Source organism: Nodosilinea sp. AN01ver1 (assembly GCF_050565655.1).
In the GTDB taxonomy this organism is placed as follows: Bacteria; Cyanobacteriota; Cyanobacteriia; order Phormidesmidales; family Phormidesmidaceae; genus Nodosilinea.
The window spans coordinates 59,391-71,370 of sequence record NZ_JBNXVS010000034.1 but is presented as its reverse complement, the minus strand read 5'-3'; the positions used below and the strand labels follow the sequence as shown (position 1 = coordinate 71,370).

Here is an 11,980-nt window from a genome sequence, read left to right as displayed (position 1 = left end):
AATGATCTTTTCCCGGAAGTCAAGTGAGTAGGCTTTCATCACACTCTCCTAAAGGAAAACCAAGACTGTAGCGTGCGCAGTATTTCCTCTACTTTGATCGTACCTCGCCCATTCAGGAACCGCTATAAAGCGATCGAGGGTTTCGCCCTCAACCCAAAATTTATTGACTGGATGGGTAACCAGCCAGTACACAACCTGCATACCGATCAGCCCCAATAGGGCCACGAGAATCAACCAAAAATCTGTGCTGCCTGACGGAGTGAGGAATAGCAAGACAATCGCAAAGATCACTCCTAAAGGCTCACTGCCTCCTCCAATGGTAAAGCCCGGATAGTAAATGGATTGCACAGCACAGTAGGTTTCTCGGTCAAGCCGCCTCTTTCCCGGCAGCTCAAGAGCATGGGCTAAGGCCAGGGCCATCGCCACCGCTACCAATAGAGTGGTCAGAATCTGCAAAATGCCAAGCACAATTTGTACCTCCTAAAACTGTCGTCTGAGGTTTGCTAAAGGTGTGCCGCGACCAGGGTAAGTCGCGGCACTTTCTTATTTGTGCTTTGCTATCTCTGTACGAATGCGCTCTTCCTGCTCCCTGAGTTCGGGGGTAAAGGCTTCACCGAAGTCATCATCGGTGAAAATAGGACGAATTTCGACTTCGCCGTCTTGAAAGGGGCTACGTTTGATCCAGTTAAGGGCTTCTGCCATCGACGGCACCTGCCAAATCCAGAAGCCAGCCACCAATTCCTTGGTTTCGGTGAAAGGGCCATCAGTAACCGTGCGATTTTTGCCGACAAACTGCACCCGTACCCCCTTAGAACTGGGATGTAGTCCTTCACCAGCCAGCATTATTCCGGCGTTGACCAGTTCTTCGTTGAACTGGCCCATTTCAGTCAGCATCTCTTCGGTGGGCATCACCCCAGCTTCAGAGTCGGCGGTGGCTTTGACGAGAACCATAACTTTCATGGTGAAATCTCCTGTTGAGTGATTGTTGGTGCTTAGAGCCAGAGTGAACAGAGTCTCAACCCTGGCTCTATGGGTTAGTCGAATAGAGAACGTCTAAATCGACAGGTCAGTTAACTTTTCAGATCAAAAAAATTCAAAAACGCTCAGTCATCAAGTGGCTCAACCCCCAGTTGCTCAAGCCGTGCTAGGCCGTCCTTCATGGCGTTTATCGCTTCGGGCGAGTGCCCCTGCCAATCGATGATCTCGCCCACAACCCGCAGGGGCTCATGCGATCGAAATGACTGGGTCGGATTACCCCGAAACTTCTGATTCGTCAGGTTGGGGTCTTCTTCCATCGGGCCGGTCGGCTCCACGATGTAAATTCTGCCGGGACCTTCGCCAGCGGCTAGCTCCGCTCCCCAGGTGGCGGCATCCAATGTGCGAGTTAAGTAGACATGAGGTGTTGTCCTATCCCTGTCGCCAAAGTTCGGGGTATGGCCCGGCTTAATCAGATCGCCTGGTTTCAGGTCGGCCCGAGTGCCATGGTAAAGCAGCCATTCTGTGACTTCGCCTGTGACCCGCAACGGCTCGCGGGAGCGGTAGGACATTGACGGATGTCCTGGAGACTGGTGATCCGGCAGCGCGGAGGTATCTTCAAGGGGGCCAAGCGGCTCTACTGTGTAAACTCTGCCGGGACCGTCGCCGATCGCGAGTTCGGCCTCCCAGATGGCCGCATCCAGATTGGGGGTCAGGTAGGCATAGGGTGTCATGGTGTCTTGCTCACCAACGTTCGTAGGATGGCTGGGTTGAATCAGATCTCCTGGCGTCAACTCAGCCCGCGTGCCGTGATAGAACGGCTTGTCGGTAGTGTTAAGAAGGCCTGGGTCCATGGGGGTATTCTCCTAATTTGTGATGGGGCAGCGCACAGAAACCAAGAATTAGCTTTCCTGCCGAGCATGGCTGACGGTCAACATTTCCCCTTACGTCCGTCTGGCTTGCTCCAAGCGTTAGCCCACTATTGGCATAGGCCGGTGAAAATGGTCGTTACGCGCTCAACTTGTTTATTTACCGCTGCTTGTTGCCTAAGCGTTTCAGCTGTTTCCGAACATCCTGCCCTTAGGCAAGCTAACAGTGCGCTTGAGTGGCTGCAAGTAACCTCGAACTCAACACGAATGTACTAGGTTGCAGATTGGTCAAAAGGAGCTGTGGGCGTGCCCTGATGAAACACCATTTGCCAGCCCGCCGAACTGAGACGCCAAATTGATGAGCGGTTTGTATGACGGAACAACTCTCCCGATGAATCGATATGGGCTGACCTATAGGTAAGTAAAACAATCGAGTCTGCAAGCTCGTGTACAGCAAAGTCTTGGGCATGGATCTGCGGTGCTTCTATTTTTAATGGCAACATGGCCAGCGTGTCATCGCGCGTATAGGATGCTCCCGATCGACCAAACTCTCTAAAACCAGAAGCAAGTAACTGTGCAAGGCGTTCTCGATCGCCTCGGCACTTCGGTTGATGAAGCTCACACTCTAATTTGCGGAGCGTGGACAGCAGCGACATGTTATCCATAAGGGTTTTCTGTGACTTGGTGTGGAAAAATATCTAAACGATGCAGCCTAATAACTCCGTCCACTTACCGCTAGTCCGTTTTCGGATTCCATCAACCAACTTTGATACGGTCGGTGTACAACAGGATGATTGGACGGCACCTCGCTTTTCTCGCACGGTTTGGTGTTCTCAGTCTGCTTTAGCGAAATGCGCTATCTGGTCTGCATGTGCCTTTACAAAGGAAGGACGCGCTGTGGCGCGCGCGACATAGTCACGACAGGCCGGGTATGCCGCCAGCCCATCGAACCGATCGACCAGGCGCAGCACATCCGCCATGAGAATGTCGGCGACGGAGAAGGTCTCGACCAACCATTCGCGTCGTGCCAAGACATTTTCCGTGTGCTTGAGCCGGGCCTCAAGGAAGTTATCAAAAAACGTCCGCATTGGAGTTTCGTCGGTGCCACCTGAGAACTGGAAGAAGGACCAGGGCTGACTGGCGGCTTCGACTGAAGCGATCGCGGCGAATAGCCATTCCTTGACTTCGCTGCGATCGCGCGGCTCAACCGGCATCAGCCTGTCACTCAATTCGCCCAGATGAAGCAGGATGGCACCGCTCTCGAAGATCACCAGGTCTCCGTCGGTCAGCCACGGCACTTGCCCAAAGGGTTGGCGCGAGAAGTGCTGCGGCTGCCGGTTGTGAAACGGAGTGCTCTCGACACGATAGGGCAGTCCGGCTTCTTCCAATGCCCAACGCACGCGTAAGTCGCGTACATAGCCACGCGGAGCTTCAGGAACCCAGTCGAAAGTTGTCAGGATCAGGTCGGTCATTTAGTGAGTCCTCGCTCTTAAATACTGCATATTGTGCTGTCCAATACGTCTTTAAAGCACAAGTCTAACGAGGGGTAATTTACGAACGTAATAACCAATCAAAAAGCACAGCGGAATACTAACTAAGGTAACCAAAAAGAACTTGAGCAAAGGAGGGATAAAAACAGGCGCAACTAAAAACTGGACGGGAATGACAACCAAAATATGAATCAGGTAAACCACGTAGGCATTTGCAGATAAAATTCGCCCCCACTTTCCTTGTCCGCTACCTCGTTCGCGGAAAAAGACGAGTAAGCCAACACACAAGCCAACACAAATCGTAGCTTCCCAAGTACTCCAAAAAAGCGATCGCCAGTCCCACCCTCCATCGGCAATTACCCGAATCGAAAACCAACGCCCTCTGGCCAGGGTATAACCATATCGGAGTATAGCTGCTCCTAAACCAATTCCTAACCAGATTAGTCCTCGTTGAGTAGGCATTTTGCAGAACCAGTCATGGTGATAAGCAATGATTCCAATCATAAAAAGACTGGCGTACTGAGGAAGATGAGCGATTTCTGTCGGGATAATCCACAGTAACCCTTGCCAAGTATCGATCGGATATGGAATCCGAATAATATAGGTCACAATTGCTAACGCAGCTAGATACGTCAGAATTAAGCCATGCTGAGGAGGTGGCATGATTGGCTGATCTAGCTCAGATGCAGCATTTCGCTTTGCAATTTTACGCCATAGAACGTAACAAATCGCATAAAATAATAGGTGCACAAGGAACCAGAGATGACCAACCTGGATTTGCCCTCGACCTAAGTAAACCCCAAAATAGAATTGCCTAAAAGATAGTTCACCCGATTGAGTAAAGTAAAAGATCAGAGGAAATACCAGCAGGGCAAAGAACAGAATTGGGATGCCTAGTTGCCAAAAACGCTGTTTTAGAAAAACCTTTGCTCCCTTACGGGTATAGGCACCTGGCACAAAATAGCCAGAAATCAGAAAGAAAAACCCCATGAAGAAAGCAGCATTGGTTGCAAAAAATGCACCTAGAATATCAGCCCGTTCTGGATTGAAAATTAGCCACATTCCTCCTGTAGGTCCGTAGGGTTGTCCAGCGTGATGTGCAATCACTAGCATGATAAGAAGCACTCTCACATTGTCAACAAACCATAGGCGAGAGGATGGGGTATTTCGTTTAATCTTAGTGTGTTCCATACCACTAGTCGCTTGTGCGTGAATCTATATGCTTAGCGCCCCAACCGCTGCCACACATACACCCCCCTTTAGTAGCCATCTTGCTTCCTACTTTATGCCCTTAAACGCCTAAATTGAGTCCCGCCACGAAGCGGCATTGGCTTAATTGAAAAATTAGCGCGTACTGTTCACGGCCCATCACCACGTCTTATTCGCTATCTTTTTACGCCGGGCCAACTCCTGGTCACTCGGTTCGTCACTGCCCAAGGCACCGGACCGGATTTCGCCATTAGGTACATAGGTGCTCATCACCACGCCTGTAGTCGAAACATTAGAGCGCACGAGTCGCAGCGCGAAGGGCTTAGCCGTCTCGCCAAAGAGGCGTTTGCCCTGCCCGAGCACCACTGGAAACGTCCAGACGTTGTACTCGTCGATCAGGGCTGCGGGCTGTAGCGTTTGAACTAGATGGCTGCTGCCAATAATCTGTAGGTCAGGGCCGGGCTGGGCTTTGAGCGCGATGATGGCCGAGACGACATCGCCCTGGAGGAGGGTTGAGTTGTGCCAGTGGAGCGTCGTCAAGGTGCGCGAAGCCACGTACTTTCGGGTGACATTGAATATTTTTGCGATCGCATTGTCGTCAGACTGGTAGGGCCAGTACGCCTCGAAGATCTCATAGGTTCTGCGACCGAGCACCAGCTCGCGATCCTTGCCGTCGAATCCTGCTGCTGAGAGGTCCATGCTGTTATCCTCGTAACCGAACATCCAGCCGCCCAGGGTAAACCCGTCAGTTGGGTCTTCTTCCGGTCCGCCAGGAGCTTGCACAATGCCATCCAGGGACGCAAATGTAGAGACAATCAGCTTTCTCATGTGAACACTCCCGTCGGGTTTAAATTGATTCGCAAACTAGCCCAACGGCCTAGAACGTGATGCGTACGGCAGGTGTGCTGCGATTCGCTTCGCCGTGGTAAACAGCTTCAATATTGTTACCGTCGGGATCCAGGACAAAGGCGGCGTAATAGCCTGGGTGGTACCGACGCTCTCCAGGTGCGCCGTTGTCTCGACCGCCGTGAGCCAGAGCCGCTTGATAAAACGCATCTACCATGGCGCGATCGCGGGCCTGAAACGCCAAGTGATGGCGTCCGGTGAGCATCCCTTGCGCCGCTTCACTGCTGGACGTTGAAACGAACAACTCATCCGCCCAGAAGAATCCATCCCCGGTGCCGCCCATCGGAACATTTAGGACATCGAGGATGGCTGTGTAGAATGTCTGACTGGTGGCAAGGTCTTGCACGACTAGCTGAATGTGGTCGATCAAACGACCGCGATATACTTCCTGAGTTTCCATGTTCTGTTCCTATGATTACAACTGCCAGAAATCGCGATCACTACCGTTTTGAAGCGTGATCGGAGGTCGCATTCCGGCTAATTCTGCTCGTCGACAGCCCGCTCAACCTCGGCGATGTCAATCTTGACCATCTGCATCATGGCCTCCTGGGCTCGTCGAGCGCGTTCCCGGTCAGAATCGTTAAGCAATTCGATCAGGCGGGTCGGCACGATCTGCCAGGAAAGCCCCCAGCGATCTTTGATCCAGCCACAGGCAACTTCTGATCCACCATCCGCAAGAGCCGCCCACAGTCGATCCACTTCAGCCTGATCGTCGCAGTAGATCTGGAACGACACGGCTTCGGTAAATGGATACTGCGGGCCACCGTTCAGCCCCATGTATTTTGCCCCGGCCAGCGTGAATTCCACAGTCAGCACGGTATCGGCAGGGCCGCTCGGGGTGTCAGTCGGCGATTTCAAGACGCGATCGATGCTCGAATTGGGAAGCAGCGAAACATAAAACTGTGCGGCGTCTTCGGCGTCGCCATTGAACCATAGACAGGGAACAACTTTCTGCATAGTGGTTAATCCAATTGGGTGAGATAACAGGTTCGTAAGTCTGTTCAGCAATAATGTTCTGCTGTATGAAGTAGTCGAACCGGGAGTTATCAAATCGACAGGTCAACTATATTTTTTTGATCAAGTTCTGGAGGTAGACCGGCAGGGCCCACCACAAGTGCCTTGAGCGGCAAAAATATACTCTTCGTCGAGTTTGACTAAGAGTAGCCGCCGCTGGGGTTTCACGGCATTACCCACCCGCTGGTAGATCAGTGAGCGATCACAATGGGAAGGCCATCCCGAGTCTGGTCGGCGCTGATGCGTTTAAGGGTGCCGTTGCGCTCGTACTCAAATGACACATCTTCAATGCGCTGGAGCTGTCCTCGGCTGAAGTAGCTAAAGTCCACATCGCCCATCGACTGAGGGCGACCGCTGCTGAAATAGCTAAAGCGGGTGCCATCAATGCTGCGCAGGCGGCCGCTGCTGTCGTAGGTCAATTCGACATCTCCCAGGGTACGAAGGCGGCCATCGCTGCGGTAGTTGGCCTCGGTAGTGTAGTCACGCTGGTCAATTTCAACCAGACCATTGGCGTGGATTTTAAGCCGGGCTCCAGGAATCGCAAAAAAGGCACCCAGGACATTGCCAACCGAGTCTACATAGATCGCCTGAAATCCGGCAGCAGCAGGATTTAGCACATCCTCTGGGCTAAACTCTACCGACTCAAAGGGAGTTGGTGCTGGGGTCGTAGGACTAGACTGGGCGATCGCACCCTGGGCAGAGCTAAGCAGCAAGACAGTGCCTAACCCTAGCCCAACCGCAGTCTGTGCCCAGGTTTCCCCTTGGTTAAGGTGAAAATGGAGTAATGTTTCATGACGACAAAAAACTACTGTTTTGAGCAAGTCGATATGCTTTGGGTTTGTCATAGAGCACTCCAGGACTAAAGTTTGATCAACCTTAGGAAGCCCCAACCAGCCGCTTTCACGGTCGAAAACCAATGTAAGCAGAACTGGTAAACCGGGCTAGCCCAAGGGGAAAAGGGATGACCTTTAAGTTGCTAAACCCTACCTCTTTCATCAGGTTAACCAATTCGTTGGGGCTAAAGCAGCGGTTGCCCCAGTGCCACTGAATCAGTGAACCGAGGATTCCTGAGCGGGTCACCACCAAAATGAGAGGGGCACCGGGCCGCAGAACTCTGAACATTTCTTTGAGCCCTTCCTTGGGGTCAGGCAGGTGCTCCAGCATGTGAGCGCTGATCTCGGTATCAAAGACACTATTTTCAAAGGGTAGAGTTCTCACATCGCTTTGACAAAGCTGACACTGAATGTGGGCTTTAGCCAGTTTTGCCTGTGCTATTTTAAGCATCTCAGGTGAAAGATCGATACCAACAATGTTTACGTTCGAGTTGATAGTTTGGGCTAAAGCCAGGCCGAAGGCGGCGGTACCAATACCGCAATCGCAGATGTTCTTAGGTTCAAATCCATTCTGGAGATAGCCTGCTTTGCGTAGCGATCGCCAGAGCTGCCGGTACGCCCGACCATAGCCCAGAAGTTGAAGATGCTGATGCCACCATCCGGCAGCTTGATTGTAGGTTTTGGCAAGTTCTGAACTATTAGGATAAACCCGCTGGACTGAGACTTGCCACCAACCAATGGTCCATTCCATTGGACAATCTCCGAGTATTGCAACTGTAGTTATACAGTCGCTCTCTATCTCAACCAAGTCCCTGATCTAATGGATAGTTAGGAGGATAGTTGGCCAGACTTGAATAGCCTGTTTACGGCTCCAGAAGCTGTCGAAGGTCTTCAGGAATTGAACTATTGTCAGTATAGTTAGGGTTAGCCTTACCGCCCCTTAGGTGTCTTAATTGACCGAACAGAAGTGTGAGGGGAAAGTACGAGAATACTTTGATCATAAGCGATCGGTAAAATACGGTCTAACAATCCTGTTGCACACCGACCGCCGAGAGTCTATCTATGAGCGTTTGAGGTTATCTGCGGCGGGTGAATGGGGTCTTTGGGAGGCAGATCATTGACCTGATTTGAAAAGCATCAGCGTGATCTGCTCCAGGGTTTTGAGCCCCTGGAGAGAGCCGCTGATGAAGTTTAGAGCTGCGATCGGGCGCTTCAAAAAGCTGCGGGCGAGAATGTTGGCACGCAGGCTGCCGTCTGAGCCGATCGCCCTCGAAATATCCGGCAAATCGCGGCTGCAGTCGTCGCTGATCACCCGCAGAATGGCGACTTTGGCCTGGGGCATAGCTTCCAAAAGCACGGCGCTTTCCATATCCACTACATCGGCCTGGTAGCGATCGCCCAGTCGCCGCTTTTCTGCAACTGTGGTGATCACGCGATCGCACATCACCCCCGTCCCCATAGGAAGCTTGAGCCGCTGGGCCAGGGAGTCGGTAAGGGCGCGATCGCACCGGAATCTATTCTCTCCAGCCACATCCCACACCGACTCCAGCAGAATGGCGTCGCCAATCTGGTGCTGGGGCGACAGGCTGCCGCCCAGGCCCATCAGCAAAATCTCCTGGTCGGCAACGCGCGATCGCTCCGCCCAGCTCTCCAAAAAGGCGCGAAACGCCGCTGGCCCCGCCGGAATGGGGATTGCCAAGGGAGGCTTGGGAACCGCGTTGATACCGCGCATCACCGCCTGATATTCGGCCCCAGCAGGTACGAGAATCACCTGAATGGTCATCAGGCCGACCGCCTGGTGAGCCAGCCCCAGCCATCTTCTAGCAGGGTGTAGAGCACCGGCACCACCAGCAGACTCAGCAGAGTTGAGGTCAGCAGTCCGCCAATAATCGCCACCGCCATCGGCTGGCGCAGCTCGGCCCCGGCCCCCAGCCCGACTGCGATCGGCACCATGCCCAGCACCGTCGAGGCGGTGGTCATGAGAATGGGGCGCAGCCGCACCAGGCCTGTTTTCATAATCGCGTCGGTGCGCTTGAGCCCGGCGCGGCGCAGCTGGTTGATGTAATCCATCAGCAAAATCGCGTTTTTGTCGAGCAGGCCCAGCAAAAACAGCAGCCCCAGCAGCGAGACAATGCCAAAGTCGCTGCGGGTAATCAGCAGCGCCAGCATGGCCCCCACAATCGAGAGCGGCAGCGACAGACCCACTACCGCCGGTTCTAGCAGCCGCCCAAAGGGCACCAGCAGCACGATCATCATGCAGATCACAGCCAGAATCAAAATGCGGCCAAAGCTGCCCAGCACCTCTCCCGCCCGCTCTGAGTCGCCCCCCAGGTCAATGCGTATGCCAGGAGGCACTACAGATTCTGCGATCGCCACCACCTGCTCGGTGGCATCGCCCAGGGCTTTGCCGTCGCCCAGGTTAGCGCTGATGGTGGCGACCCGCTCCCCGTTCTGCCGGTTGATTTCGGTAATGTCATCGGCGGCATTGTTGGCCCCTGAGATGCGCACGTCGGCAAAGCCGGGCAGCGCCGCCACCTGAGCCTGAATCTCGGTGGCGGCGGTTTGCAGCGCCGCTATATCGTCGCCCAGCAGCGACACCTGGAGCGGTTTTTCGCCGCCAGTATCGACAAACTGAATGTCTTCGACGCTGGTTTCAACGCCCTCTATTGCTGGCAAATCCTGGCGCAGCTGAGCCTGAACGGCGGCGGTGTCGCGATTGCGATCCTCCCGCAGCTTGATGTATAGGCTGCCCTCATTGGGCCGCCCCCGCCCGCCCACGGTGGTTAGCACCGACTCCACTTCCGGTAGAGCAGACACGGTTTCTTCTAGCGCGTCGGCCTGCTGAAGGGTTTGCTGCAAAAGCTGGGCTCGCACGTCCCCCGCTCCCGGTGGCGCGGTTAGGCCGGGGGGCAACTGGCCTGGCGGCAGTTGGCCTTGCAGCTGGGCTAAGTCCTGGCCTGGCCTAGCGCCTGGGCCTGAGCCTGGGCGCTGAGGCAGCGGTGCGCTGTAGTTGAGCAAAAATTCTCCCTGGTCGAGCTGGGGAATAAACCCCTGGGGAATCAGGGGAATGATGGCGACCCCGGCAATCAGGCTGGCGATCGCCAAACCCATCACCACCCAGCGGTGGCGCAGCGACCAGGCCAACAATCGGCTGTAAACGCGCTCTAGCCAGGAGCTAGGCACCGCATCTGAAACGGGAGCAGCCTGGTCTGAGACCAGAGGGGCACTGGGGGTAGAGGGTCTGGCCCGCAGCCAGTACACGGCCAGCACTGGCGTCAGCGTGCGCGCCACCAGCAGCGAAAATAGCACCGCCGCCGACACCGTCAGGCCAAAGGGTTTGAAGAACTGCCCCACGGTGCCACCCATCAGCGCCACGGGCAAAAACACGGCCACAATGGTCAGCGTTGAGGCCGAGACCGTTAGGCCAATTTCGTCGGTGGCCAGCAGCGCCGCTTGGCGAGGAGTCGCGCCCTCCTCCATGTGGCGAATGATGTTCTCAATCTCGACGATCGCATCATCGACAATGATGCCAATCACGATCGCCAGGGCCAGCAGCGTAATCGTCTCCAGGTTAAAGCCGTAGATAGCCATTACGATCGCCGTGCCCAGCAGCGACAGCGGAATCGCCAGCGCCGTAATCACCGTCGCCCGCCAGCTGCGCAAAAAGCCCAAAATCACCAGCACCGCCAGCACGATCGCCCCCACCAGCGCGTCGATGGTGGCCTGGGTGGCCGAGCGAATAAAGCCAGCCTGGGTGGCGGCCAGCGTTAGCTGCACCTGGGGCAGATCGGCGCGCAGCTGCTCAACGGCGGCTTCAACCTGATCGACCACCTCCAGGGTATTGGCCTCGCCCTGCTTAATCACCTGCACCGCCAGCGCCTCCTCCCCATTGAAGCGAATTAGGGTGGGAGGATTTTGCAGAGCGGCGAGAAAACTCCCTTCGCCCTCAGCGGCGGTGGCGGCAGCCTGAGCGCCCCTACCCTGTAGATCGACTCGCAATACGCCGGGTAGGTCTTGCAGGGGTGGCAAAATTTCCGCTTCGACTAACTCAGCCAGTTCGTCTAAGCTCAGCTCGTCGCTGGCGAGGGCGTAGCTAATCGCCGTCGCTTCATTTAGGTTGAGGGGAATGATTTCGTAGTCGGCCTCGCTGGGCAGGTCGGCCTGGGCGATCGCCTCCTCCACAGCGGCAGTGGCTTCTGCCAGCCCTCGGTTGACGCTAAAGCCCGTTCTGACCAGGGTTTGCCCGGCGGAGGTGGTGGAGTTGAGCCGCGATAGCCCCTCCAGCAGTTGCAGCTGATTCTCTAAGGGAATGGTGAGCTGAGCTTCGGTTTCGAGCGCCGTCTCGATTGGAGCCGTCGCGTTGACCAGCACCACCGAAAACGTGATGTCGGGGAACAGGGCGTACTTCAAAGAGCTAAACGCAAACAGCCCCGCCACCCCAATCACCAGCCAGCAGCAAACCGTTAGCCCGCCATTCTGAATGGCTAACCGGGAGATATTCAACCGCTCTCGCAGCTGACTGAAGTCGGATCGGGGCATTGATTTAGTTGGCGAAGAGAAACGCAGATATCATAGCCTGTTCAACAGGTTCCTCAGCCTGTGCCCGTGCCAGTCGTCGATAGGCCGAAGGGGCCGGTCTTTGCCCATCGCGCCACCGCTGACACCAACCGCATCATGTTCCTGC

The 11,980-nt window shown here is 54.9% G+C and carries 13 protein-coding genes; all 13 read right to left on the bottom strand.

Annotated elements, in window-relative coordinates; translation table 11 throughout:
- Positions 1-48: 48 nt before the first annotated feature.
- Positions 49-468, bottom strand: a complete 420-nt coding sequence (locus ACQ4N7_RS21625) for a DUF1772 domain-containing protein (protein WP_430713561.1) — start codon at positions 466-468, stop codon at positions 49-51.
- A gap of 75 nt (positions 469-543) precedes the next feature.
- Positions 544-960: a YciI family protein gene (locus tag ACQ4N7_RS21620; RefSeq protein ID WP_430713560.1), complete on the bottom strand. Its 417-nt coding sequence runs from the start codon at positions 958-960 to the stop codon at positions 544-546.
- Positions 961-1,103: 143 nt separating this feature from the next.
- A complete protein-coding gene (gene arr, locus ACQ4N7_RS21615) occupies positions 1,104-1,829 on the bottom strand; it encodes an NAD(+)--rifampin ADP-ribosyltransferase (RefSeq protein WP_430713559.1) in 726 nt (241 codons plus the stop codon).
- Between the two features lie 287 nt (positions 1,830-2,116).
- Entirely contained in the window at positions 2,117-2,509 is a 393-nt protein-coding gene (locus ACQ4N7_RS21610) for a DUF4440 domain-containing protein (RefSeq protein ID WP_430713558.1), read from the bottom strand.
- Positions 2,510-2,677: 168 nt separating this feature from the next.
- Positions 2,678-3,316, bottom strand: coding sequence for a glutathione S-transferase family protein (locus tag ACQ4N7_RS21605; protein ID WP_430713557.1), 639 nt, complete (start codon positions 3,314-3,316; stop codon positions 2,678-2,680).
- A 51-nt stretch (positions 3,317-3,367) separates the two neighbouring features.
- A complete protein-coding gene (locus ACQ4N7_RS21600) occupies positions 3,368-4,525 on the bottom strand; it encodes an acyltransferase family protein (RefSeq protein WP_430713556.1) in 1,158 nt (385 codons plus the stop codon).
- Between the two features lie 177 nt (positions 4,526-4,702).
- Positions 4,703-5,371, bottom strand: coding sequence for a dihydrofolate reductase family protein (locus tag ACQ4N7_RS21595; protein WP_430713555.1), 669 nt, complete (start codon positions 5,369-5,371; stop codon positions 4,703-4,705).
- 49 nt (positions 5,372-5,420) lie between these two features.
- The gene (locus ACQ4N7_RS21590) at positions 5,421-5,849 is read right to left on the bottom strand and encodes a VOC family protein (RefSeq protein WP_430713554.1); all 429 of its coding nucleotides are present in this window, start codon (positions 5,847-5,849) and stop codon (positions 5,421-5,423) included.
- A gap of 77 nt (positions 5,850-5,926) precedes the next feature.
- Positions 5,927-6,406 (bottom strand): VOC family protein, encoded by a 480-nt coding sequence (locus ACQ4N7_RS21585; protein ID WP_430713553.1) that lies wholly within the window; start codon positions 6,404-6,406, stop codon positions 5,927-5,929.
- 248 nt (positions 6,407-6,654) lie between these two features.
- Positions 6,655-7,176, bottom strand: a complete 522-nt coding sequence (locus ACQ4N7_RS21580) for a hypothetical protein (RefSeq protein WP_430713552.1) — start codon at positions 7,174-7,176, stop codon at positions 6,655-6,657.
- Between the two features lie 187 nt (positions 7,177-7,363).
- Entirely contained in the window at positions 7,364-8,104 is a 741-nt protein-coding gene (locus ACQ4N7_RS21575; protein WP_430713551.1) for a class I SAM-dependent methyltransferase, read from the bottom strand.
- A 306-nt stretch (positions 8,105-8,410) separates the two neighbouring features.
- Positions 8,411-9,079, bottom strand: coding sequence for a hypothetical protein (locus ACQ4N7_RS21570; protein WP_430713550.1), 669 nt, complete (start codon positions 9,077-9,079; stop codon positions 8,411-8,413).
- Positions 9,079-11,835 (bottom strand): efflux RND transporter permease subunit, encoded by a 2,757-nt coding sequence (locus ACQ4N7_RS21565; RefSeq protein ID WP_430713549.1) that lies wholly within the window; start codon positions 11,833-11,835, stop codon positions 9,079-9,081. Before ACQ4N7_RS21565 ends, ACQ4N7_RS21570 begins: the two co-directional genes overlap by 1 nt.
- Positions 11,836-11,980: the final 145 nt, after the last annotated feature.

Bases quoted from the DNA above. Each gene is read 5' to 3' on its own strand.
- ACQ4N7_RS21620 (WP_430713560.1), bottom strand. From the start codon at position 960: ATGAAAGTTATGGTTCTCGTCAAAGCCACCGCCGACTCTGAAGCTGGG.
- arr (WP_430713559.1), bottom strand. From the start codon at position 1,829: ATGGACCCAGGCCTTCTTAACACTACCGACAAGCCGTTCTATCACGGC.
- ACQ4N7_RS21610 (WP_430713558.1), bottom strand. From the start codon at position 2,509: ATGGATAACATGTCGCTGCTGTCCACGCTCCGCAAATTAGAGTGTGAG.
- ACQ4N7_RS21605 (WP_430713557.1), bottom strand. From the start codon at position 3,316: ATGACCGACCTGATCCTGACAACTTTCGACTGGGTTCCTGAAGCTCCG.
- ACQ4N7_RS21600 (WP_430713556.1), bottom strand. From the start codon at position 4,525: ATGGAACACACTAAGATTAAACGAAATACCCCATCCTCTCGCCTATGG.
- ACQ4N7_RS21595 (WP_430713555.1), bottom strand. From the start codon at position 5,371: ATGAGAAAGCTGATTGTCTCTACATTTGCGTCCCTGGATGGCATTGTG.
- ACQ4N7_RS21590 (WP_430713554.1), bottom strand. From the start codon at position 5,849: ATGGAAACTCAGGAAGTATATCGCGGTCGTTTGATCGACCACATTCAG.
- ACQ4N7_RS21585 (WP_430713553.1), bottom strand. From the start codon at position 6,406: ATGCAGAAAGTTGTTCCCTGTCTATGGTTCAATGGCGACGCCGAAGAC.
- ACQ4N7_RS21570 (WP_430713550.1), bottom strand. From the start codon at position 9,079: ATGACCATTCAGGTGATTCTCGTACCTGCTGGGGCCGAATATCAGGCG.
- ACQ4N7_RS21565 (WP_430713549.1), bottom strand. From the start codon at position 11,835: ATGCCCCGATCCGACTTCAGTCAGCTGCGAGAGCGGTTGAATATCTCC.